The sequence below is a fragment of the Desulfobacter vibrioformis DSM 8776 genome, assembly GCF_000745975.1.
Taxonomy (GTDB): domain Bacteria; phylum Desulfobacterota; class Desulfobacteria; order Desulfobacterales; family Desulfobacteraceae; genus Desulfobacter; species Desulfobacter vibrioformis.
This window is the reverse complement of record NZ_JQKJ01000018.1, coordinates 58,952-82,447: the sequence shown is the minus strand read 5'-3', so window position 1 is coordinate 82,447 and position 23,496 is coordinate 58,952. Positions and strand designations below refer to the sequence as shown.

The window sequence follows — 23,496 nt, the reverse complement described above, 5'->3', positions numbered from 1 at the left end:
CTTTATTATTCAACGCATTGATCAACATACCCATACGGTGGCAAAGAACCGCAAAAAAAAGGTTGTCGTCGGCGCAGCAGGGCTATTGCTGGTGTTGGCCGGCCTTTACATCAGTTCCCTTTACAATTACCTGTTGTTTCATATGCTGGCTGAAATGTTTGCGGTGGTCACCGCATGCAGTATTTTTGTGGTTACATGGAACGCCAGAAAATTTTTCAAGGAAAAGCAGTTCTTTCCTTTTATAGGGATAGCCTATCTTTTCGTTGGTATTCTGGACCTTGTTCATGCCATGACCTATAAAGGGGTCAATATCATTAATACGTCATATGCCTGATGATGGCTTCAGCACTCAGTGCCCTTTATTTCAACCGGGACCGGTTTGACAAAACACTTTTCAACTGGCTGCAGGCATCTATCCTTATCACCATTGTTTCTGAATTGCTGTTTACAACCTATATCGGCGTTTACAGTACCGCCAATATGCTGGGCCATTATTTTAAAATCGTATCTTTTTATTGCCTGTACAAAGCACTGATTGAAACCGGTCTTTCACAGCCCTACAGCCTGCTTTACAAGGGTCTTGCCGACAGCAAAGAAAGCTACCAGGCTTTGTTTTCCAATATGATCGACGGGTTTGCCAGGCACCGGATGATCCTGGATAAAAACGGCCACCCCGTTGATTTTGAATTTCTGGAAACCAACCAGGCCTTTGAAAAACTGACCGGACTTAAAGAGGTAGCCGGAAAAAAAGTGACACAGTTGCTGCCGGATATAGAAAGTGATCCAATGGCCTGGATTGATGTTTATGGCAAAGTTGCCCTTAAAGGAGAACCGGCCCGGTTTGAAAGTTATGTCACGTCACTGAAAAAATGGTATTCCGTCAACGCCTATTCGGTCAAGCACGGCGAATTTGTAACGATCTTTGAAGATATCACCGAAAGAAAAGAATCGGTTAACGCGCTTTTTTCCCAAACTAAGTTACTAAACACCACGTTGGCGCATATCGGGGACGGCGTGATCTCCACGGACGAAACCGGGTGTGTTGCCTTTATCAACCCGGCTGCGGAAAAGCTGACCGGGTGGCCCAGGGCTCAAGCGTTGGGAAAAAAATTAGAACAGATATTCAAGGTCTGCCGGAAAAACGAGGAAGATGAGCCGACCTGCAAAGAGGCCGGGACGGACTTCTCGTACAAAGATCAATCAATGGTTCTTCCCGATGAAGGCATGCTGATTCATCGGGACGGAACCGGGATTCCCATAGAGGAGGATATCAGTCCGGTCACCAATAAAGATGGAGAAGTCATTGGGCGCGTTCTTATTTTTCGAGACATTACCATGTGGAAAAAGTTTCAAAAACAACTCCAGGAGGCCAATGAATTCCTGGAGGAGAAAGTTGCCGAACGGACCCTGACCCTGCACCAGACCGTAGAGCATCTTCAAAAAGAAATTGAACAGCGCATCAAAGCTGACATCCGTAACAAAGAAGCGGATCAGGAACTGCAGTTTCGGGCGACCCAACTGCGGGCCCTGGCCGGAAAGCTGACCATGGCGGAACAGGCAGAACGAAGAAGGGTTGCAAAGGTATTGCATGACGGTATTCAGCAGTATATGGCGGCTGCCAAACTTCACTTGAGCGGCCTTGGGCGAAAAATAGAAGATCCGCAATTGCGTGGCATGGCTCAAAAAATTGAAGAAACCATTGGCACCTGCATTCAAATGGCCCGTTCTTTAAGTGCAGACTTAAGCCCGCCGGCCCTTTACAGGGGCGGCTTGATTTCCGGTCTCAGGTGGCTTTCTTCAAGAATGCAGGAACGCCATGGGTTTCGAGTGACTTTTAAATCTGAGATAGATAATGTATCCCTTCCCGAGGATATTGTCCTGTTGGTTTTTGAATCGATTCGTGAACTTCTGTTTAATTCGGTTAAGCATTCCGGAACCTCCGAAGCACAGATACGGCTGAAAAGAAGTGGAGAACGTCAACTCTGTCTTTGTGTGCAGGATGAGGGGAAAGGCTTTGATCTATCTGAAATTTCCGGTTTCAATAATATGCAACAAGGCTTTGGCCTGTTCAGTATCCAGGAGCGGATTTATTTAATCGGGGGGGAGTTTGAAATCCAAAGCAAACCCGGTCATGGCAGCCGGTTTAATATTTTTATACCCTACGAAAAAGAGGCCGAGCCGGTTCCTGCCGATGACGAGCCGGCAGATTCGCTGAATCTTTGTGTGGCCAATTGCGAATCGAAACATTCGAAAAAAGATATCCGGGTTCTTCTGGCAGATGACCACGCCATTTTCCGTAAAGGTGTATTTCAGTCGCTTAAGGAGACTGCCGGTATCAAAGTGGTGGGCCAGGCCCATGACGGCCTGGAAATTGTTGAACTGGCCAAAGAACTCAACCCTGATGTCATCCTGATGGATATCAACATGCCCTGCATTGATGGAATTGAAGCGACTCATCGTATTTACCAGTCCCATCCGGACATCAAGATCCTGGCCCTTTCCATGTATGAGAAAAAAGATTATGCCCGGGATATGATTTCAGCCGGCGCCGTTGATTTTATCAGTAAAGGATGCTCTTCTGCTGAAATGGTGGCCGCAATTAAAAATGCCGTAACGGTTTCCCAATAATTCAGGCCGACAGGTTGTTACGACATCCAGTCCAGTGTTTCAGGAAAGAAATGCACAAGCCCTTCCAGAACACCGGCACTGTAATTGCCGTTCATTCCCAGAAAATCTCCCCTGGCAAAAAAAAGATGGTCCGGATTCGGCTGTGAGGCCATCTGGTTTACAGCCTCTTTGCGTACAGCTTCACTTGCATTCTTTACCAGAACCGCTCGAATTCCGCCGGTCAGTGCATCCAGATCATTTCCCGAGTCCCCGGCGAACATAACCTGATCGGTACTTAATTTTTCCTGAAGGCGAATAAATTCAATCGCATGACGCTTGGAAGCTTTTTGCGGCAGGATATCCACCAGTGCAACCCCTTTTTCTTCATCCAGGCTGAAGATCACGTTGGATTTTACGCCGGAGGGCGACAAACGCCTCAAAATTTCCTCTTCCAGGCTGTTTTTATCAATGCCAGGGTCTGTATAATAACTCAGTTTATGCCTGTGCTGGTGTTCCGGTTCCTGGAGCAGCAGAAAAGTCAAGGTATTGAGGCTCTCTTTAATATCCTCCCATCCAGAGTGATGCCAGCTGTTTTGAATATACGTGCTCCATTCTGAAAGGGTGTGCCAGTTTTTACCCGGCTGGTAAATCGTTGCGCCCACATCCCCTACAGCATAGTCGGGTACCGGAAGATCGTAAGTTTCTATGGCGTCCCGGATCTGTGCTTTATTGCGCCCGGTGACATAGGCAAGGATGAGTCGGTTTTGTTGAGCGATCCGGGAAAAAAGCGGACGGGCTTTCACAGATTCAGCCTGATCGCCGTTTGGGATCAGGGTGCGGTCCAGATCGCAACATAAAAAAAGTTTTTCCATGTTTTCCTCCTTTCACCGGACTGCGCGGGAACCTTGACTGTTTCCATTTATCCAATGCCCATCAGCCCATTGACAATCTCCCAAATAAGGCAACTTATCCGCCCTATTCTACAATCTCCAGAATAACCCGTTTCTGTTCCTTTGCAGAGGCACAGGAAAGAATGGTGCGCATGGCCTGGGCTGTGCGGCCTTTTCTGCCTATCACTTTTCCTAGATCTTCCTTGGCCACCCGCAGTTCCAGCACAACGGTCTGCTGAGCTTTGATTTCTTGTACGTCAACCTGTTCAGGATCATCAACCAGCGCTTTCGCCATAAGTGTAATCAACTCTTTCATTAACGGATCTCCTTTAACCAAAATGACAATGAATAAGATATTTAAGCTACAACATTTAACTGTTTAGGGCTGAACCTATCGAAAAAGTTCGTATAGAATATCATAACTGGCTATAATCACAATCCCTATTTGCAGTGCTTTGAAAATTTCATGCAAAAAAACCGGACCAGGCCTTACGGAACTTTACTTTTCATGCCATATCGCAGGGATAATCGTAAAACCCATAAGACGAAAATAGTTATCCCCCTTGACATCAAAAGGGAATTCATTATTTTAGAAAGGTTATTATATTTATTGACCGGGAAAAATATTTTATTCCATTGCCCGATAAAATATTTGCTTTTGGTAAGGGCACAAAATTAAGGATGTATGAAGTGGTCACAGAAATTACAATACAGGATTCAGAACGTAAAATGCTGTCCGAAGCCGGATATGGGGAACCGGCTATTGAATATTATCTTGGAAAAAAACATATGGGTTCCATTGAAAATGCGGATCAAATTTCTTTTAAAGTTGGTTCCTGTGGTGATACAATGAAAATCTATTTGAGCGTGGATAAAAACAAGATTGTTCAGGATGCCAAATATGAAATCACCGGATGTGCGGGGGCTATCTCTGCGGCAATGGCAACAGTGGATCTTGTAAAGGGAAAAACCGTTGAACAGGCGCTGAAAATTAATGATGGGGATGTTTTCAGAGTTCTTGAAAGTATACCGGAAAAAAAGCATCACTGCATTCAACTGGCTGTTAAGACAATGCACCAGGGCCTTGAAGAATTTCAAACGGCACACGGTTCTTAAATCGTTTACCTTTATTGTTCTTGTATGCACTTCATTTTTACCAGCCGGGTGTATCTCATCGAATTTCAGCGTTGAGACCCTGGCTAAATCCGATATCGACATGGTATCAGATATTCATATAGACCAAACATTATTACTTTTAAAGACACTCACCCGCAAATTATACAAAATGAATCCCGGGGAACTGGCTAAAACCCCGGGTGCAACTATAGAATCCAGGATTTCAGGCATATTCAAATGCCCTGCCCCGCCTCCGGAGCCTGCTCTTTCAGGCAAAAAATCAACCAATGCCATGCTGGCAGGCCTTGAAGCAGATTATGAAGAAGACCGGGTGTATGCAATCATGTACGGGCTGTTCACCATGCTGCACATGGCCTATAACAACAAATGCGACCTGTTCATGCTAGATTTTCTGACCGCCCAGAACTTTTACAACTCAGCCAGAAATATAGAAATTCTGGTGTGGCGCCTGAAAACCAGATATACATCTGCTGGCAGATTATGCCTGATCACCAACACCTGGGAGAGTGACATATCTAATTTAAGCTTTGAGCGGATTTTTGGAAAACTGATTGCTTTATCAGATACCATGGCCCTGATAATGGCTGAACGAGGGGACCGGTTTGTCAAACAGGCGGTTCACATGGCTGGCATGAGCTTTCTTCCCGTTGGAATTTAGGAACTTGATCGTCAACGGCCTGGTCTCAAACGCTCACGCGCTGCCAGGTTAAGATTTCTTAAGCGCTTTTTTAAATTTGGTTACCTGATCCTTATAATATTGTTTTCTTTCTGTGGAAATCAGAAGTGCCTGCTTTGCAACCTGTAATGCCTGGTTTGTATGATTATTCAAAAACAGGGCTTCGGCATAGGTATCCAGTATGTGGGCTTCCTTCCGGACATCCACAGCCCGATGGGCCAGATCCAAAGACCTGGGGGCATTCCGAAAGGCACTGTCCGGACATGTGGCCAGAAGCCAGGCCAGATTATTTAACGCATGAACATTAACCGGATCAATTTTTAAAACATTTTCATAGGCCGCCATTGCCTTTTCATACTGCCGGGCATCATAATAAAAATCACCCACCTGCACATATAAATCAGAATTATCAGGATTGAGCTCAAGCTGACGGCTTAAAATATTTCCGGCGGCAAACCGGATAAAAGAGGCATTAAGTCCGCCGTAGTTAAGGCTGTACCCAAGAAAAAAAATGGCTCCAACGGCAAGGATATACCCTGAAATCATTTTCTTTACTTTTCCGTGATGGTCTCGGATCAGATCAGGATTCATCCGGCACTTTTCCAGAAAACGAATACGACGACCAATACTGAAATGGTGCCAGTTGGGTTTATCAATGGACTGGCGACTTAGGGACGCAATCTTATAGAAGGTGGAAATAAGTGCCGATGGCGAGTCTGTGTATTTAAAAATATGCAGATCAGCCTGACGTTCAAAATTCCGCATGAACAGACCAAAAATAAACCGGAAATACAAAATAAACAAGCCGATGAGTACCAGACAGGTGATGGCGGCATGAGCCGTATTCTGTCGAAGGCCCAGAAATGCAGCCCCATCATACAGGGGGTTGATCAAATAAATCATGAGCATTAAAGGCTCAAAAAAAATAAAATTACAGGCGATAAATCCGGCAAAGAAAAACAAATAAAAAAGCATGTGACGGTGATATACATGACCGATTTCATGGAGGATTACGCCTTGGATTTCATCATCATCCAAACAGTCAAGAAGGGCCGGCGTCACCAGGATATACCGGAACCGGCCGACAATCCCCATAACACCGGCAGTGACCATGCCGCCGCCGAACAGATTCCAGATCAGCAGATCCCTGTATTTGAGATTAGCCATTTGGCAGATTGCTTCGATGCGCTGCCTGTCAACCCCGGGTGTCATGGGACGGCACCCCCATAAACGCTGGATCAGGACCGGCCCAAACACAGAGATGGCGATGACAAAAAAAAGAATGTAAATCGCTTCTCCGGCAGTGGAGTTTAAAAATTTATTCAACCCGTCAAAGGGTAAAAGCCCAAGGCAGTCAGCTAAAAGAGACAGAAAACACCAGGGCAACAGGGCAGGCATGCAAAAGGAAATATTGGAAAGGATAAAACTTTTTTTGGTCAAAGACCCCGCAAAAAAACGCTTTTGGATCTGATAGGCAAAGTTCCATATCAAAATCAGATAAAAAAGAAACAATCCAAGAAACAGCAGAGCCCCAAGGGTGGGCACCCATTGGAATATCATAAAACCCGATAGTAAATGATTCACACGGAATCCATAAATATTTACGGCAAACAGCACCAGGGCCGCAATGGAAAGCCTTGAAACAGCGGTGTTCATCCGCTGGTCAATATCCTGTGCCGGCAAGGTCTGCCCAAGGATTGACAGGCGACTGAAATAAACCCGGCAGACCAGCGCAAAGGCAGCGGTTGAGGTCAGGCAAAAACCAATGGCCCATAGGTCAAAACCCGAAGAGTTGTCAAACAGCTCAGACGTAGTGTAGATCACCAGTGCTGCCAGAAAATATATAAAATTTGAAAACACAGAATGGGTCCTTATACAACCTTACCGGTTGCCGCAAACCGGTCCAGAACAATCCATGTTTTTACATCAAACAGAATATTGTCCTGGTCCATACAGTCGGCGGCCTGGCTTTGGGAGAGCATCTTGACCTCTATCAGTTCGGACGCCTCGTTATGTCCGGTATTTGCAGATCCGTCACATGCCACATACAAAAGGCTGATGCTTTCATCTGTTAATCCAGATGAAGAAAATACCGCAGGGCTTTGTTTTATTACATTTACAACCGTCAGGCCGGTTTCCTCATACAGTTCGCGGCGTCCGGCCTGGACAACACTTTCGCCGGGATCCACAAGGCCTGCAGGAAAACCATATTGAAACCCGCCCAAAGGCACCCTGAATTCCTTGATGATGACCAGTTTATTCTCCTGTCGATGGAACGGAACAACCACTACGGCATCGGGCCTGGCCGAATTTTGCCTGGACGCATACAGCCAGGACTTATCCGTACCTGCCCTGTCCTTATACCTGGCACGAATCAAATTCAGATGAGGATAATCAGTTATTTTTTCTTCTTTATATATGTTCACAAGAATCTCCTGGTCAGTAATAATAAACATAAAATTAAGACATACCAGTCTTGAATGCAACTCAATTAAAAAGAAGCCTTAGATTCTGCCCAACCCCTATATATACATCAAATATTTAAACGACAGCCAGAAGTGAGAAGCACTGCCCAAAATGACAAAGCAGTGCCAGATTTCATGAAATCCTAAAATCCGAGGAAAGGGGTTGGGTCTTTTCAAGGCGTATATCACAGCGCCGATGGAGTAAAACAGACCGCCTGCGGCCAGCCACATTAATGCGCCGGATTCCAGAGTTTTAACCAAGGGATATACGGCAATTACGCACAGCCAGCCCATGACCAGATAGATCACGGTGGAGATCCACCTCGGTGTCCCCATGAAAAAAATTTTAATGAAGATCCCGGCAACGGCAATGCCCCATACGGCCCCTAAAAGGCTCCAGCCCCATGCCCCTCGCAAAGGGACAAGGCACAAGGGGGTATATGACCCTGCAATGACCATAAATATCATGATATGGTCGATGCGGCGAAAAACCATCAATGCCTGGTCAGAAATTTTCAAGGCATGGTAGAGGCAGCTTGAAGCGTACATAAGGATCAGGGTTCCGCCAAAAACAGAGAAAGACACCACATGCCAGACATCGGCATGCAGGGCCGCACACACTATCATCAGGGTTAATGCGGCCATGGCGCCCAGGGCACCGGCCCCGTGGGAAATAGCATTGACAGGTTCCCTTAAAAACTTTTTACATCCACACATCGTTTGTCATTTACCCTTGGGATATGAATTAAGCAAGGCGCACCAAAGCGAATTTACATTTTTTTTACCAAATACGGCCAATTAATTTCTTACAAATTTGCGCATAAAAAGCACTATAGTTTCAATTTCCGCACAAAACAAAAAAATTTCTTGAAAAATTGACATCATATGCTAACTATTAGACTAAATTTACGGAAACAAGTCCAATGAAATGCGTAAAAGGCGATTTAATTCACCTGGCCCGGGAAGGGCAGTTTGATCTCATTATTCACGGCTGCAACTGTTTCTGCACCATGGGAGCCGGAATTGCCAGACAGATCCGCACCCATTTTCCCCAGGCCTGGCAAGCCGATCTTGCCACGGCATCTGGTGATAGATCCAAACTTGGCAGTTATTCAAAGGCATACGTGGACACACCATCCGGCCGGTTGTGTGTGATCAATGCCTACACCCAGTATCACTATTCCGGGGACGGGGTACTGGCGGATTATGATGCCATAGCAAAGGTCTTCACCGCACTGAAAAAACAGTTCAGCGGAAATCGCATGGGATATCCTAAAATTGGGGCAGGACTTGCCAAAGGAGACTGGAAGATTATCAGCAACATCATAGACAGCGCTTTGGATGGCGAGGCCCACACCTTGGTTGAGCTTAGATAATTTAAATTATTATGATTAAAAAATAATCGAATTTTAATTTGCACAATTGCTGATTTTATCTTAAAGTCCCTCGTTAAATATACATTAAGGTAAAGACTAAAAACATGATTAAAACAGCAATAGCAGGTGCATCGGGTTATACTGGTCTGGAACTGGTTAAACTGATTTCCAACCACCCTGGGGCCAGCCTTGAAGCAGTGACCTCAAATTCGTACCAGGGCAAATCATTTACCGACATTTTTCCGTCCATGCGCGGATTTGAATCCCTGATATGCACGCCCTTTGATGCCAGGGCGCTTTCAGGTAAAGTGGATGTCGTATTTCTGGCCTTGCCCCACAAGGTATCCATGGCGTTTGCGCCAAAACTCATAGATCAGGATATAAAAGTCATAGATCTTTCAGCGGACTTCAGGTTTGATGATGCAAAAGCATACGAAGCGGCATATCAGCCCCACACCGCCCCAAATCTCCTGGAAGAAAGCGTTTACGGCTTGTGTGAACTCAACCGGGAGCACATCAGAACCGCAAGGATAATCGGGAATCCCGGGTGTTACCCAACATCCATCCTTCTGCCCCTGGTTCCGTTGCTCAGGGAAAAGCTGATTTCCCCCCGGGGCCTGATTTCAGATTCAAAATCCGGGGTCAGCGGTGCAGGCCGCTCCCTTTCCCTGACCACCCATTTCTGTGAGGTTAACGAATCCTTTGGTCCGTATAAAGTGGGCAATCACAGACACACCCCTGAAATCAACGAAGTCTTGACCAAGGCGGCTGGAGAATCGGTGTCTCTGACCTTTGTTCCCCATCTGGTACCTGTCACCCGGGGCATGGTTTCAACCATTTATGCCCAAATTTGCCAAGGCGTCGCCGAAAAACAAATTCGTGACATCCTTAATAAATGGTATGAAAATGAACCCTTTGTCAGGGTTCTGCCCCCGGGAAAATTTCCGAATATGTCCCAGGTCAAAGGCACGAACTGCTGTGATATCGGCTTTCACCTGGAATCTGCATCGGGCCGGCTGATCCTGGTGTCAGCCATTGACAATCTGCTCAAAGGCGCTGCCGGCCAAGCTGTTCAGAATATGAATATCATGTTCTCCATTGACGAAAAAGCAGGATTGGATTGGGTACAAACCCCGCTGTAAGGGCATTTTTACTTGACACGGACATCATATAACTTGTATTTAATGCCGAGATGAATAAACGAATCAAAATATGGTTTCATTCAGGCAACAGTTCAAATATAAAAGAGATTTCGGTTAGAAAAACATTTTTGTTTGTTTTTATGCTTCTCTTTTTAGCCTGCGCCGGAACAGTATTCTACTGTGGCTATGATTACTATTTGCTTAAGCGGATGAACCGTGATAACACAGCGCTCCATGAAACCATCGCAGGCCAGAAAACTGAAGTGGAAGATCAGAGACGCCAGATCCAGATGTTTGCCGGAGAAATTCAGGGATTAAAGGAGCAGATCGCAAAACTTGGACAATTAGAGAACCAGGTCCGCCTTATTGCGGATATTGATAAATCAGGACGATCATCAGGCCTTTTGGGCATTGGCGGGGTACCAGAAACCGATCTGGATCAGGAGATCCCTCTTGACGTACACCATAACGCCCTGATACGCGAGATGCATCACCAGGTGAAACAGATCAGATCTGTTGCGGATAAAGAAAAACTGGATTTTAACGACCTGATTGTTAAACTGGGAAAAAAGAAAAATCTGCTGGCATCCACCCCGTCCATCAAGCCGGTTTCAGGTATCATCACCTCGCCCTTTGGTTACCGTAAATCCCCGTTTACCGGAAAGAAAACCTTTCATTCAGGTCTTGATATTTCCAACCGAACGGGCACTAAAATTGTTTCAAGTGCGACCGGTAAAGTGATCTTTACCGGAAGAAAAACCAGCTACGGCAATGTCGTCATTATTGACCACGGATATGGGAAAGCCACTAAATATGCCCATTTAAGAGATATCCTGGTGCATAAGGGGCAACTGGTCAAACGAGGGGAGGCAATTGCCACATTAGGTAATACCGGCCGAAGCACCGGCCCCCATCTTCACTATGAGGTTCTTGTCAACGGAACCCCTGTTAATCCCTCAAAATACATTCTCAACTAGTGTTTGAACGCAAAGTCACCCATTTGCGGCGTTGCAGAAAAATTTGCAATCCTCACAACCCAAAAATGACTCCGGTTACAAATTTTTCTGCGCCCTGCATCGGGTCAACTTTGCATCCAAACACAGCATTTCTTTCATACGCCAGATGATATGCAGTCCCGCGGTTTATTGTTCGTCATTTCATCAGTCTGCCCCAGAAGTGCCAAATTAATGAATTTTTTCTTTTATTTCCCGGAATAATGCTTATATGTTGTTCTGACAAATTAAATGACCTCTAATTTAAACAGGTAGCGTTTACATGGTACTCAATTTTCTTACTAAACTTTTCGGGTCCAGAAATGACAGGATCCTTAAACAAATTCAGCCTATTATTGACCAAATAAACGAATTAGAACCCCAAATCCAGGCCTTATCAGATACCCAGATCGATGAAAAAACAACGGAGTTTAAAAACCGTCTGGCAAAGGGAGAAGCCCTGGACAACATTCTTCCCGAGGCCTTTGCCCTGGTCAGGGAGGCCTCCGTGCGTACCCTTGGGCTTCGTCATTATGATGTCCAGCTCATTGGCGGCATTGCATTGCACCGCGGTACCATTGCGGAGATGAAAACCGGTGAAGGTAAAACCTTGATGTCCACCCTGCCCGCCTACCTGAACGCCCTTACGGGCAAAGGTGTTCACATTGTTACGGTCAATGACTATCTGGCCAGGCGTGACGCCGAGTGGATGTCCCAGGTGTATGATTTTTTGGGACTGACCGTAGGGGTGATTCTGCATGACATGGATGCCCAGGAACGCAAGCAGGCCTATGCCGCCGACATCACATACGGTACCAATAATGAATTTGGCTTTGACTACCTGCGGGACAACATGAAATTCGATCCCGAAGAACTCGCCCAGGAAGATCTGCACTTTGCCATTGTGGATGAGGTGGACTCCATTCTCATTGACGAGGCAAGAACCCCTTTGATTATTTCAGGCCCGGCTGAAAAATCCACCCACCTGTATACCCAGGCCAATGCCATTATCCCGGCATTTGAAAAGGATACCGACTATACCCTGGATGAAGAATCAAAAATCGTATCCCTTACCGAGGACGGTATTGCAAAGGGTGAAGCGCTGCTCAATGTGGACAATCTTTATGATCCGGTCAACATTGAACTCCTGCACCATCTCACCCAGGCTTTAAAGGCCCATGTAATTTTCAAACGAGACACGGACTACATCGTAAAAAACGATCAGGTCGTCATTGTAGATGAATTTACAGGCCGGCTTATGAGTGGCCGCCGGTACTCGGAAGGTCTTCACCAGGCACTTGAGGCCAAGGAGGGGGTTAAAATTGAAAACGAAAACCAGACCCTTGCCTCCATCACCTTCCAAAACTACTTCAGGATGTATGACAAGCTGTCGGGCATGACAGGTACCGCAGAGACAGAAGCAGAGGAATTTAAAAAAATTTACAACCTGGATGTGCTGGTCATTCCCACGCACAAGCCCATGGTCCGTGAAGACCGGGCAGATCTGATCTATAAGACCCAGAAGGAAAAATACGATGCCGCCATCGAAGAGATCATCCGGCTGCATAAAAAAGGACAGCCTGTGCTGGTAGGTACCATTTCCATTGATGTTTCCGAATCCCTGAGCGAAAAGCTCAAGAAAAAAGGTATTAAGCACACTGTTCTCAATGCCAAGCACCACAAAGAAGAGGCTGAAATTGTGGCCAATGCGGGCCAGAAAGGCGCTGTGACCATTTCCACCAACATGGCCGGCCGGGGTACTGATATCAAGCTGGGGCAAGGTGTTAAAGCGCTTGGTGGCCTTCATATCCTTGGCACATCCCGTCATGAATCCCGGCGTATTGACAACCAGTTGCGGGGCCGGTCCGGGCGCCAGGGAGATCCGGGAAGTTCCCGGTTTTATTTGAGCCTGGAAGACGATCTGCTCAGGATTTTTGGCGGAGACCGTATCCATTCCATCATGGATCGGCTGGGCATTGAAGATGGCGAGCACATTGAGCATAAATTTATTTCCAAGGCCATCGAAAATGCCCAGTCCAAGGTGGAAGGGCATAACTTTGAAATCAGAAAGCACCTGCTTGAATACGACGATGTCATGAATCAGCAGCGTGAGATCATTTACCGCCAGCGCCGTGAAGCACTGGCCGCCAAGGACCTCAAACAGGTGACCCAGGATATGATTGAAGATGTCTCCTATGACCTTGTGGAAGAATTCATTTCAGACAAAACAGCAATCACGGACTGGGATCTGGAAGGCCTTTCCTCATCAATTAAAGGGCAGTTCAATATGGATCTGTCCTTAGATAAGCCTGTGCAGGAAAATTTTTCTGCCGACCAGCTGGGACAGTTTGTATTTCATGAAGCCCAGGCCCTATACAAAAAAAAGGAAGAGATGCACGGCCCTGAAATCATACGCCAAGTTGAACGGTTTATTATCCTTCAGACCGTGGACACCCGGTGGAAGGAACATCTTTTGAACATGGACCATCTCAAGGAAGGCATCGGCCTTCGGGGATATGCCCAGCAGGATCCTTTGCGTATCTATAAAAAAGAAGGGTTTGATATGTTCCATGACCTGATGAACCGGATCAAACAGGAAGTGGTGGATATCCTGTTTAAAATCCAGATCGCTTCTCCCACCCAGGTGGCGGAGATGAAACAGGAAGAACAACAGGACCTGACCTTTTCTTCCCATTCTAGCAAATCCGCGCCCAAACAGCCGGTCAGGCGCTCATCTGAAAAAATCCAAAGAAATGATCCCTGCCCCTGCGGTTCCGGAAAAAAATATAAAAAATGCTGCGGGCAATAATAAAATAACCAATTGACCCCAAGGTTACGGTATGACATCCACTGATTCCAAAACCCGCCCCAAAATATCCCATGATACAAATGAGGATCATCCGCCCATGTATAAGGTGCTTTTGCACAATGACGATTATACAACCATGGATTTTGTGGTGGATATCCTGGTCCGGGTATTCGGAAAATCACTTGAAAAAGCCACACAAATAATGCTTAATGTACATAATAAGGGAAAGGCCGTGTGCGGTATCTATCCCCGTGAGATAGCTGAAACAAAAGTTCAGACCGTCCATAATCTGGCCGGCAGCAAAGGGTTTCCCTTAAAAAGTACAATGGAAAAGGAGTAAATGGTATATGATCAGCAAAGAACTATCCACAGCGCTCGGGTTTGCCGTTCGGGAAGCTAAAAAAAGAAGACATGAGTATGTATGTGTCGAACATGTTCTTTACGCCATTGTCAATCATGAATCCGGCCTTGAAACCATTGAAAAATGCGGGGGCAGTCCTGAGCACATCAAAGAGGATCTTGAAAAATTCTTTGATGAAAAACTGACCAAAATAGAGAACAGTGAAGAGTATGTGCTCCAGCAAACCATCGGCTTTCAACGGATGATTCAGCGGGCCATCAATCACGCCAGATCCGCTGAAAAATCAGAAGTCAATCTCGGGGATATCCTGGCATCCATTTTCCAGGAAAAGGATTCCCACGCAGCCTTTTACCTCGAATCCGAAGGAATCACCCGATTAGATGTACTCAGACTCATCTCCCATGATGGAGATACGGAAAAAAAGGGGACGCCCGAAGAGGACAAGCCCCAGCAGCTTTTCCACCAGACCGATCCAAAGCCCAGGCGCCAGAAGAAAAAAGATCCGCTGGAGTTGTTTACTTCAGATCTGATCAAACGGGCCCAGGACAATAAGATTGATCCCCTGATCGGCAGAACGCTTGAAACCGAACGGGTGATGCAGGTACTTTGCCGGCGGCGGAAAAACAACCCCATTCTTGTGGGTGATCCCGGCGTTGGGAAAACCGCCATTGCAGAAGGTCTGGCATTGAAAATAAGCGGAAAGGCCGTGCCGGATCTGCTTAAAAACTGTGAACTGTACTCCCTGGATATGGGCGCTCTTTTAGCCGGCACCAAATACAGGGGGGATTTTGAGCAGCGCCTCAAGGATGTCATTTCCGCTTTGGAGGAAAAGGAAAATGCGCTTCTGGTGATTGATGAAATCCATACCGTTGTAGGGGCCGGGGCCACCACATCCGGTTCCATGGATGCCTCCAACATTCTTAAACCGGCTTTATCCTCCGGAGACATCAAGTGCCTGGGCACCACCACCTATGAAGAGTACAAAAACCATTTTGAAAAAGACCGGGCCTTTTCCCGGCGGTTTGAAAAAATTGAAGTTTCAGAACCCAGTGAGGAGGAAACCGTCGAGATTCTCAAAGGTCTGCGCACCTGTTATGAGGAACACCATGGCCTGAAATACCCGGATAAAACCATTGAAGCGGCTGCCCATCTGTCAGATAAATACATCAATGACCGATTCTTGCCGGATAAGGCCATTGACGTTATTGATGAGGCTGGAGCCTTTTTAAAACTTACGGCAAATGGCCGGCGCAAAACCGTCAGCCCCAAGGACATTGAAAAGATTGTGGCGAAAATAGCCAAGGTTCCGGTTTCCAGTGTTACGGCGGCTGATAAGTCTTCCCTGGAATCTTTGCCCGACAAACTGCTCAACGTGATTTTTGGCCAGGACGATGCCATCGAGACCCTGACCACGGCGATCAAAAGATCCCGGGCCGGACTTGCAGCGCCGGACCGTCCCATTGGTTCCTTTCTTTTCATGGGCCCCACAGGGGTTGGCAAAACTGAAGTGGCCAGACAGCTGGCCGCCAACATGGGCATTAAATTCTTACGCTTCGACATGAGCGAATACATGGAAAAGCATGCTGTATCCAGGCTCATTGGCGCGCCTCCGGGATATGTAGGATTTGAACAGGGCGGCATTTTAACGGACAGCATCCGCAAGCACCCCCATTGTGTCCTTCTTCTGGATGAAATTGAAAAGGCCCATATGGATCTTTACAACATTCTGCTCCAGGTCATGGATTATGCCACGCTTACTGACAATAACGGTAAATCCGCTGATTTTAGAAATGTGATCATTATCATGACCTCCAATGCCGGGGCCAGGGAAATGAGCGCCAACAGCATTGGGTTTGGATCACAAAACGCCAATTCCGATTCCCAGGGTATAAAAGCGGTGAAAAACACCTTCAGTCCGGAATTCCGCAACCGTCTTGACGGCATTGTCCAGTTCAACCATTTATCTGAAAGGGTGATGGAACTGATCGTGGATAAGAACATGAAGGAGCTTAAAGCCATGCTTAGTGACCAGGGCATTTCTTTGAGCTATTCAGCTGATGCCCGGGCCCATCTTGCCAAGAAAGGCCATGATCCCCAATTCGGTGCCAGGCCCCTGGCCCGTCTGATCCAGACTGAAATCAAAGACAAACTCACGGATGAGATTCTTTTCGGCCGGCTTGAAAAAGGGGGGAAACTATCCGTGGGCCTAAGGGACGGTAAATTGACATTTAATATCAAATCAGCCTGATGCCCCTTTTCAGGTTATCTGAAAACATTGAATTCCCGCCGGCCTGGCTGGCACGGTCTGACGGTTTGCTATGTATTGGGGGAGACCTTTGCGCAAAGCGTTTAATCCTGGCATATAGAAACGGTATTTTTCCCTGGTTTTCCAACAGTGAACCCATTCTCTGGTGGTCCCCAGATCCCCGGCTGGTGCTGTTTCCTTCCAGAATCAGGGTATCAAAAAGCTTAAAAAAAACCATTCGAAAGGATTGTTTCTCCATCCGGCTCAACACCGCGTTTGAACAGACCATTGTGGCCTGTTCACAATCCAGGCAAGACAAACCCGAAGGCACCTGGCTGGTGGATGAAATGATTGATGCCTATATCACGTTGCACAAAATGGGGATGGCGCACTCCGTGGAAGCCTGGCAGGGCGACCGGCTGGCAGGCGGCCTGTACGGGGTCAGCCTGGGAAAAACTTTTTTCGGGGAATCCATGTTTTCCCTTGTATCCAATGCGTCCAAGGTGGCGCTTGTGGCTCTGGCCCATGAGCTTGACAGCCAGGGATTTGGGATGATTGACTGCCAGGTCACCTCCGGCCATCTGCTTCGCATGGGGGCCCAGGAAATCACCAGAGACCTGTTTCTTGACATTTTAGACCACAGTGTTGATGAAATAGTACCGGACAGCCTGTGGCGATCCGGGCGACATCTTTTCCCCAAAAGCAAAACAGATTCAAGCCCAAGCCGTATTGCACATGCCATATAAGCAATGTATTGTTCTGCCTTGACAAATACGGGTTTATAGCAATTATGGACTAAGGTACTTTTAAGCAAGGAGGATTTTAAATGTTGTTTAGACTATTTTTATGTTTTACCCTGATCCCGGTGGCTGAATTATACATCCTTATCCATCTTGGCGGTATTATCGGCGGGTTAAACACCGTCATGCTGGTCATTATAACCGGGTTCATCGGTGCCTACCTTGCCCGGATGGAAGGATTGAACACCATGATAAAGGTTCGCCAGAGTTTAAACCAGGGAATTATGCCGGCCGAAGAACTACTGGATGCCTTTATTATCCTCATTGCCGGATTAGTGCTCATCACGCCCGGGCTTTTAACGGACACAGCAGGACTTTTGCTGTTATGGCCCCCCACTCGAAACATGTTTAAACGCTTTTTACGAAAAAAATTTGACGAGATGGCAGCCAACAGCAGCATTAATATCACCCGGTTTCATTAAACCGGAAACCTATCCTGCATTTAATGGAAATAAAAGAACGAATCCTTCAAATGGTTCAAAAAAGGGAAAGCGATTTGCCCACGCTCCCGGCTGTTGTAGATAACCTGATCCGGGCCGCTTCTAACGAAAACACAACCACAGAAAACTTAGCCCAAATCATTGCACATGATCTGGGCATTACCAATAAGCTGATCAAGCTTGCAAATTCCGTTTATTATGCCCAAAGAAATAAAGTGGATACCATTAAACGGGCCATTTCCATTATCGGGTTTGATGAAATCATCGGCATTGCCCTGGGCATGGGAATCTTATCCAGCGTATCAGAAACCTCAGGCCTGAGCCTTGATATGAAAGCATTGTGGATACACGGTATCGGTGTGGCCACGGCCTCAAAGCAGCTGGCAAAGCAGACCAATCCGGGCATTACCGGAAAAATTTTTGTCCCGGCCCTGCTCCATGATATGGGTAAGGTGATTTTCTCGGTCTATTTTAAAGAGGAATATAACGAAGTCCGTCAGTACGCACTGGAAAACAGGCGTCCCCTGTATTTCAGCGAAAACACCCTGTTCAAACTGGATCATGCAGCATTATCCGCCCTTTTGATGACACGGTGGAATTTTCCTGCATCCATCATTCTGCCCTGCAGGTTTCACCATACCCCGGAATCAGCACCGATCCAATACCGCCATCAGGCCCTGATCATCAATCTTGCAGACTATCTTACACAGAAAGCCCAACTGGGGCATTCAGGCAATCCGGTTCCTGTTACCATCAAAAATGCGCCCAAGAAGATCGGCATTAATGAGTCGGCAATGATGAAGATCATAGAATCCCTAAAATCCAAAGAAGCGCAGATCAAGGAATTTTTCAAAATTACCACAGCCGTTAGATGATCATTGGTTACCCATCGTTATTTTAGCCTCTTGAGAAAAAATTTAAAATGACTTAAACTTATATCAGGTAATAAATTTCACAAAAAATTATCCGATTGATGATTCTGACACCGTTTCTATGGGAGCCAAATGACCAAGGGGTTTAATCATACAATTCTGATTGTTGATGATGAGGAAAAAATCGGGAAAGCACTTGGACGTCTGATTAAAAAAGCAGGAGCCCGTTCTGTTTATGCGGCTTCCGGTCCCCAGGCACTGGATTTCATTCAAAAATCAGAAAATCCGCTCTCCATGATACTTTCGGACCAAAGAATGCCGGAAATGGAAGGCACCCAGTTTCTGGAAAAAGCCAAGACTATCACCCCGAATACTGTCCGATTCCTGATTACCGGCTATGCAGATATCAATGCGGTTTCCGGCGCGGTGAATCAAGGCGCTGTCCATCGGTTTATCACAAAACCCTGGGACAATGACAATCTGTTGGAGATGATCAAGTCAGGATTGCAATACTACGAATTGGTCGTTGAGAACCAGAACTTGTTTGCTTTGGCGAAAAAACAAAATACCCGCCTGTATAGTTTAAGCCAGGAACTTAATCAAAAAGCGGCAGCGCATAAACGGGAGATTGTCCGAAAAGAAAAACAGATAATTCAGTTAGAAAAGCGATTGGAAAAAGGGGGGTATCAGGCAGATTATTTCACGCAGATAGAAAAATTGCTTGGGGAAAATCAAATGTTTAACAAAGATAAGATTGTGTTATGCTACCAGGCTGTAATGAAAGATTTTTTCTTAAAATTTAAAGACCTTGCCGCCCGTAACGGTTTTTTTATGCCCACAGATAACGAACTGAACCGGGAAGAATAATTTTATTTTGCAATCAAGGCAAAGGGGCGTGTACCATCGAAACCGGACAACAGGAAAATAAAATTCTGATAATTGACCCGCAAGGGATTCTTGAAAATAAAATCGGGCTGTTATCGGAAAAAGGATTTCAGGTGGATTGTTTCAAATCGCCTGCTGAAGGCCTGCAACGCCTGGCCCAGGATTCCGCCCCCTCATATTTTCTGATTATTGAGGGCTATGTTGACATAGAAAAAGAACAGAAGACCATTCTGGCAAAGGCTAAAGAAATTTCCCCGGAAACCCAGCGACTCCTGGTGGCGGCACCCTCAGAGCTGCCCTCCTTTGTCAATGCAATAAATTCTGCCGAAATTCATGCCTGCCTGCCCCTGCCGTTTACGGCTGAAGAACTTTTTGTTCAAGTCAGATTGCGGTACGATGCATACAACGCCTTCAGAAAAACAAAAAAACTGCAGAAAACCATCCAGCGTCAGAATAAGCAGCTGTTCCAGATAGCTGGAAATCTGAAAAAAAAAGAGACGCTGTATGCGGCCCAAATTCAACAAAAAGAAAAAGAAATCAAAATTCTGGCATCCAGGCTCAAGAGCAGTTTTGGAGATAATGAATTTAAACCTAGGGCAGATCTTAAACACCTTTTGGAAAAAGAAAATATCAGTTTTAATTCATTTGGCTTCAGACAGGCATTTGATGATTTAAAAACCCGTGTCAGGGATATTTTTTCAACCATTCTTTCAAAAAGAGATCATTCCGGCACATTGACTCTTTCTGAAAAAGATATTTTCAACGCATTGACAATCCAGACCGATCAATTGGATGAAACCATTGATATGGCTGAGTACAGCACCCTTGCCGGTCTGCTGACCCAGGAGATTCTGAATGTAATGGTTTGGCGGGCCAATCATGAATCAGAGCGCCCTTCGGACGCAAAATTGTCGGATGTCCTAAAATATTTTACCATCGACTTCTCAGATAATAGGATAAGGGCTTATATCCGGCTTGGGAAGGATACCCCGGAAATAGTGACGGTTTACATGATAGAACAGTTTCTCCACAAAAACGGGATTATCTTTGGAATCGCAGAAGAACCAGTCATCGAAGAATGGCTCTATGGAAATGCCCGAAAAGGAGAAAAACTACTTATTGCTGAAGGTACACAACCCGTTCCGCCAATCCAGGGAGAAATTCACTATTCTTTCCCAACCAATTTCAAGCGCGCAGGCAGACTGAACCCGGACGGAAGCATAGATTTCAGGGACAGAGGAGAAGTCCCCCATGTGGAAGAAGGCATTATGCTGGCCGCCAAGATCCGTCCTGAGCCGGGGAAACCCGGCCTGGATGTTAAAGGCATGGAAATACCTGTGGCAGAGCCTGTGGATCCGGCTTTTTTGGCGGGTCCGGGTACCCGGTTCAACGAACAAAAGACTAAAATCTTTTCAACCACCCAGGGAGAACCTCATCTGGATGTTATGGGGGTTGTCTCGGTCAACAAGGAATTCAAGATAAAAGGTGATGTGGGGTTTGAAACCGGAAATATTGACTTCAATGGAAATGTCATTGTTCCAGGCACGGTTAAGGAAGGCTTTAAGATCAAATGTATTTCACTCACAGCCAGGGAAATTTGCGGTGCACAGGTTGATATATCTGGGGATCTGAACGTTTCAATGGGTATTATGGATACAAAACTTATCAATGTTAAAGGTAATATTCAGGCCAAATACATTCGCAACTCAACCATAAACGCGTTTGGAGATTTGACGATTCAAAAAGAGATCATTGATTCTACAATTTATCTGAGCGGGGCCTGCGATAATGAAAGGGGAACCATTCTCAACTCAACCGTGTCAGCAAAGCTTGGGATTAAAGCCGGAACTGTGGGAAATGAATCTGCAGCACCATCGGTTCTGACTGTGGGGGTGGATGAACATTTAATCCGTTTGGAGGATAAAATAAAATCCAATCTTTCAATTAACAGGGACATGATTAAGGAGTTTTCATCAGAAATAAGTCAGATGAAAGAGGTGGACAAGTGGCTTCACGGAACCATAACCGGGAATGCACATCTCCAGGATCGTGCCCAGATAGAGATTCGGAAACTTAAAAAAAAGATGTCTGTTTTAAACGAAAAAAAAGATGCCGCTGCATTAAAAAGCATCTCAGATACGATTCGAAAACTGGAAAACAAGGCGAAAAATGCAGGGGAAAAAATTAACGAATGGTTTGAACGTCAGGACCAGATACATAATGATATTTCATCAAAAAGTATTAAAATTGAGGCGTTGGAAAATTCAAACAAACAACTTGTTGAAAAACTGGAAAATCTGGAACAGATTTCAGACAAGTTCGAACCCATACCTGCGCTAAATATATCAAGGCACATTCAATCGCAGACAAAAATTAAAGCGCCTCATTCGTATAAAATCCTGAACAAGTCCTGTTCGCGATGTCTTATAAAGGAAAAGTGCCGGAATGAAGGCGGTATTACCTATTATGGACTGGAAATAAATTAGAGCTGACCTTCTTTTCACCTTTTCATCTTTTTAATATGGTTTAGCAGTCGGGCGGCATCATTGAACTGGGGGTCTATTTTAAGACATTTTTCCAAGAGGCTTGTCGCTTCAGCGTAATTTTTTTTTTCAAAATAACATACAGCCGTGTTTAGCAGGAGGATATGATTTAACGGATCAATTTTCAAACATTTCTGATACTGGTCTGTGGCTGCTTCATATTCCCCCTGCTTTTTAAGTTCAAGCGCATATTTGTTAAAAACAGCAATTGATTCTAGTACAGGCGCTTTGGCACTTTGTAAATATTGGCTGGCTTTTTCAAGATTTCCGGCCCCGAGATATGCCGCTCCAATGCTGGTATAATTTCTATTCGTAAGCGTGTCGACTTGAAGGTTGCTGAATGTTTCAGATGCCTCCTTTATCTTTCCCATTTTAAGATAGATATTACCAATGCTGATAACGGCATCCGTGTTTAAGGGATTTATTGAATAGGCCATTTCCATATAGGAAAGGGCTTTTTCGTATTCAAACTGTTTCATACTTATCTGGCCCAGCATATGGTATGCTTTACTGCTCTTTTTGTTAATTTTTAAGACCTTATGTAAGCATTCTTCGGCGTTTTCATAGTCTCTTGTGCTAAGATAGCAATCACTTAAAATAAGATAAACATCAATATTATTTCCATATTCCTGCAAGAGTGATTTGCTGTAGTCAATCGTCTCATTGACTTTTTTCCGTAAACTCATAGCCGTCAGCTTTTGCAGTTTGTACTTAATGGGATCCGGATCAAGATCCTTTTGTAATACTTTATTGATAGTCGCTATAAATTTATCTTCGGAAAAAGGCTTTTCCAGGTAAGCATCAACCCCTTCTTCAATGGCATAAAAAATTTTATCGTCGGACATTTCTTCAGACAGCATCAAAACGGAAATATTAAAATAATTAGGGTCGTTTCTTATTGCCATCAACAACTCAATGCCGTTCATGTTCGGCATATTCCAATCCGTAACAATCACGTTAATCATAGGTGATTTTTTGATCTTGTTTAAAGCGACCGCACCATTGGAGGCCTGTATGATGTGTTTATACCCGTTATTTTTTAAGATACGCGAAGCCAAGGTCAATATCAGCTGCTGGTCGTCTACAAGTAAAAAATAGATGCGATCCTTCATTTTTGTTTCCATCATCCATCAATTGTCAGTTTATAAATACTAAAATCTTGGCATAGGCCAATTGCAGCCGCCACGTTATCAACTCCGCTGGCTGCATCCTATTAGTTAAGATCTTTCCAGCAGTTCATTAACAATTGTACGTTC

At 45.5% G+C, this 23,496-nt stretch carries 21 protein-coding genes; 15 read left to right on the top strand and 6 right to left on the bottom strand.

Annotated elements, in window-relative coordinates; translation table 11 throughout:
- The first annotated feature begins 37 nt into the window (after positions 1 to 37).
- Complete coding sequence (locus Q366_RS12535) at positions 38 to 334, top strand: MASE3 domain-containing protein (protein WP_035239418.1); 297 nt, start codon at positions 38 to 40, stop codon at positions 332 to 334.
- Positions 334 to 2,628 (top strand): response regulator, encoded by a 2,295-nt coding sequence (locus Q366_RS12530; protein ID WP_035239415.1) that lies wholly within the window; start codon positions 334 to 336, stop codon positions 2,626 to 2,628. Before Q366_RS12535 ends, Q366_RS12530 begins: the two co-directional genes overlap by 1 nt.
- 17 nt (positions 2,629 to 2,645) lie before the next feature.
- On the opposite strand, the gene Q366_RS12525 is transcribed toward Q366_RS12530, so the two are convergent.
- Both Q366_RS12525 and Q366_RS12520 read right to left on the bottom strand, forming a co-directional pair.
- The gene (locus tag Q366_RS12525; RefSeq protein WP_035239414.1) at positions 2,646 to 3,479 is read right to left on the bottom strand and encodes an HAD-IIB family hydrolase; all 834 of its coding nucleotides are present in this window, start codon (positions 3,477 to 3,479) and stop codon (positions 2,646 to 2,648) included.
- A 103-nt stretch (positions 3,480 to 3,582) separates the two neighbouring features.
- Positions 3,583 to 3,813, bottom strand: a complete 231-nt coding sequence (locus tag Q366_RS12520; RefSeq protein WP_035239412.1) for a KH domain-containing protein — start codon at positions 3,811 to 3,813, stop codon at positions 3,583 to 3,585.
- Positions 3,814 to 4,178: 365 nt separating this feature from the next.
- Between Q366_RS12520 and Q366_RS12510 the strand changes: the two genes are divergently transcribed.
- The gene (locus tag Q366_RS12510) at positions 4,179 to 4,613 is read left to right on the top strand and encodes an iron-sulfur cluster assembly scaffold protein (RefSeq protein WP_035239408.1); all 435 of its coding nucleotides are present in this window, start codon (positions 4,179 to 4,181) and stop codon (positions 4,611 to 4,613) included.
- Entirely contained in the window at positions 4,582 to 5,292 is a 711-nt protein-coding gene (locus Q366_RS12505; protein ID WP_245619959.1) for a hypothetical protein, read from the top strand. Before Q366_RS12510 ends, Q366_RS12505 begins: the two co-directional genes overlap by 32 nt.
- Before the next feature lie 48 nt (positions 5,293 to 5,340).
- Here Q366_RS12505 and Q366_RS12500 read toward each other — a convergent pair whose 3' ends face one another.
- The 3 genes from Q366_RS12500 to trhA form a co-directional block, all read right to left on the bottom strand.
- Positions 5,341 to 7,170, bottom strand: coding sequence for a M48 family metallopeptidase (locus Q366_RS12500; RefSeq protein WP_035239405.1), 1,830 nt, complete (start codon positions 7,168 to 7,170; stop codon positions 5,341 to 5,343).
- Between the two features lie 11 nt (positions 7,171 to 7,181).
- Positions 7,182 to 7,736 (bottom strand): NUDIX hydrolase, encoded by a 555-nt coding sequence (locus Q366_RS12495; RefSeq protein ID WP_035239480.1) that lies wholly within the window; start codon positions 7,734 to 7,736, stop codon positions 7,182 to 7,184.
- Between the two features lie 96 nt (positions 7,737 to 7,832).
- Positions 7,833 to 8,492 (bottom strand): PAQR family membrane homeostasis protein TrhA, encoded by a 660-nt coding sequence (gene trhA, locus Q366_RS12490; RefSeq protein WP_035239402.1) that lies wholly within the window; start codon positions 8,490 to 8,492, stop codon positions 7,833 to 7,835.
- Between the two features lie 206 nt (positions 8,493 to 8,698).
- Between trhA and Q366_RS12485 the strand changes: the two genes are divergently transcribed.
- From Q366_RS12485 to Q366_RS12435, 11 genes are all read left to right on the top strand, one after another.
- Entirely contained in the window at positions 8,699 to 9,151 is a 453-nt protein-coding gene (locus tag Q366_RS12485) for a macro domain-containing protein (protein WP_035239399.1), read from the top strand.
- Between the two features lie 104 nt (positions 9,152 to 9,255).
- Positions 9,256 to 10,293, top strand: a complete 1,038-nt coding sequence (gene argC, locus Q366_RS12480) for an N-acetyl-gamma-glutamyl-phosphate reductase (RefSeq protein ID WP_035239398.1) — start codon at positions 9,256 to 9,258, stop codon at positions 10,291 to 10,293.
- 209 nt (positions 10,294 to 10,502) lie between these two features.
- On the top strand, positions 10,503 to 11,270 hold the full coding sequence (locus Q366_RS12475) for a M23 family metallopeptidase (protein ID WP_245619958.1): 768 nt from the start codon (positions 10,503 to 10,505) through the stop codon (positions 11,268 to 11,270).
- 298 nt (positions 11,271 to 11,568) lie between these two features.
- Positions 11,569 to 14,094, top strand: coding sequence for a preprotein translocase subunit SecA (secA, locus tag Q366_RS12470; RefSeq protein ID WP_035239395.1), 2,526 nt, complete (start codon positions 11,569 to 11,571; stop codon positions 14,092 to 14,094).
- A gap of 31 nt (positions 14,095 to 14,125) precedes the next feature.
- Positions 14,126 to 14,434 (top strand): ATP-dependent Clp protease adapter ClpS, encoded by a 309-nt coding sequence (clpS, locus tag Q366_RS12465; RefSeq protein WP_035239393.1) that lies wholly within the window; start codon positions 14,126 to 14,128, stop codon positions 14,432 to 14,434.
- 7 nt (positions 14,435 to 14,441) lie between these two features.
- On the top strand, positions 14,442 to 16,703 hold the full coding sequence (gene clpA / locus Q366_RS12460; RefSeq protein WP_035239391.1) for an ATP-dependent Clp protease ATP-binding subunit ClpA: 2,262 nt from the start codon (positions 14,442 to 14,444) through the stop codon (positions 16,701 to 16,703).
- Entirely contained in the window at positions 16,703 to 17,446 is a 744-nt protein-coding gene (gene aat / locus Q366_RS12455) for a leucyl/phenylalanyl-tRNA--protein transferase (RefSeq protein WP_035239390.1), read from the top strand. Before clpA ends, aat begins: the two co-directional genes overlap by 1 nt.
- An 80-nt stretch (positions 17,447 to 17,526) precedes the next feature.
- The gene (locus tag Q366_RS12450) at positions 17,527 to 17,922 is read left to right on the top strand and encodes an FxsA family protein (RefSeq protein ID WP_035239388.1); all 396 of its coding nucleotides are present in this window, start codon (positions 17,527 to 17,529) and stop codon (positions 17,920 to 17,922) included.
- A 74-nt stretch (positions 17,923 to 17,996) separates the two neighbouring features.
- On the top strand, positions 17,997 to 18,815 hold the full coding sequence (locus Q366_RS12445; protein ID WP_245619957.1) for an HDOD domain-containing protein: 819 nt from the start codon (positions 17,997 to 17,999) through the stop codon (positions 18,813 to 18,815).
- A 129-nt stretch (positions 18,816 to 18,944) separates the two neighbouring features.
- Entirely contained in the window at positions 18,945 to 19,679 is a 735-nt protein-coding gene (locus Q366_RS20380; protein ID WP_051958024.1) for a response regulator, read from the top strand.
- Positions 19,680 to 19,810: 131 nt separating this feature from the next.
- Positions 19,811 to 22,183, top strand: coding sequence for a flagellar assembly protein A (locus Q366_RS12435; RefSeq protein WP_035239383.1), 2,373 nt, complete (start codon positions 19,811 to 19,813; stop codon positions 22,181 to 22,183).
- 14 nt (positions 22,184 to 22,197) lie between these two features.
- Here Q366_RS12435 and Q366_RS20375 read toward each other — a convergent pair whose 3' ends face one another.
- Positions 22,198 to 23,352 (bottom strand): tetratricopeptide repeat protein, encoded by a 1,155-nt coding sequence (locus Q366_RS20375; protein ID WP_051958023.1) that lies wholly within the window; start codon positions 23,350 to 23,352, stop codon positions 22,198 to 22,200.
- Positions 23,353 to 23,496 lie beyond the last annotated feature (144 nt).

Bases quoted from the DNA above. Each gene is read 5' to 3' on its own strand.
- aat (WP_035239390.1), top strand. From the start codon at position 16,703: ATGCCCCTTTTCAGGTTATCTGAAAACATTGAATTCCCGCCGGCCTGG.
- trhA (WP_035239402.1), bottom strand. From the start codon at position 8,492: ATGTGTGGATGTAAAAAGTTTTTAAGGGAACCTGTCAATGCTATTTCC.
- Q366_RS12450 (WP_035239388.1), top strand. From the start codon at position 17,527: ATGTTGTTTAGACTATTTTTATGTTTTACCCTGATCCCGGTGGCTGAA.
- argC (WP_035239398.1), top strand. From the start codon at position 9,256: ATGATTAAAACAGCAATAGCAGGTGCATCGGGTTATACTGGTCTGGAA.
- Q366_RS12520 (WP_035239412.1), bottom strand. From the start codon at position 3,813: ATGAAAGAGTTGATTACACTTATGGCGAAAGCGCTGGTTGATGATCCT.
- secA (WP_035239395.1), top strand. From the start codon at position 11,569: ATGGTACTCAATTTTCTTACTAAACTTTTCGGGTCCAGAAATGACAGG.
- clpS (WP_035239393.1), top strand. From the start codon at position 14,126: ATGACATCCACTGATTCCAAAACCCGCCCCAAAATATCCCATGATACA.
- clpA (WP_035239391.1), top strand. From the start codon at position 14,442: ATGATCAGCAAAGAACTATCCACAGCGCTCGGGTTTGCCGTTCGGGAA.
- Q366_RS12525 (WP_035239414.1), bottom strand. From the start codon at position 3,479: ATGGAAAAACTTTTTTTATGTTGCGATCTGGACCGCACCCTGATCCCA.
- Q366_RS20380 (WP_051958024.1), top strand. From the start codon at position 18,945: ATGACCAAGGGGTTTAATCATACAATTCTGATTGTTGATGATGAGGAA.
- Q366_RS20375 (WP_051958023.1), bottom strand. From the start codon at position 23,352: ATGAAGGATCGCATCTATTTTTTACTTGTAGACGACCAGCAGCTGATA.
- Q366_RS12510 (WP_035239408.1), top strand. From the start codon at position 4,179: ATGTATGAAGTGGTCACAGAAATTACAATACAGGATTCAGAACGTAAA.
- Q366_RS12485 (WP_035239399.1), top strand. From the start codon at position 8,699: ATGAAATGCGTAAAAGGCGATTTAATTCACCTGGCCCGGGAAGGGCAG.
- Q366_RS12530 (WP_035239415.1), top strand. From the start codon at position 334: ATGATGGCTTCAGCACTCAGTGCCCTTTATTTCAACCGGGACCGGTTT.
- Q366_RS12475 (WP_245619958.1), top strand. From the start codon at position 10,503: ATGAACCGTGATAACACAGCGCTCCATGAAACCATCGCAGGCCAGAAA.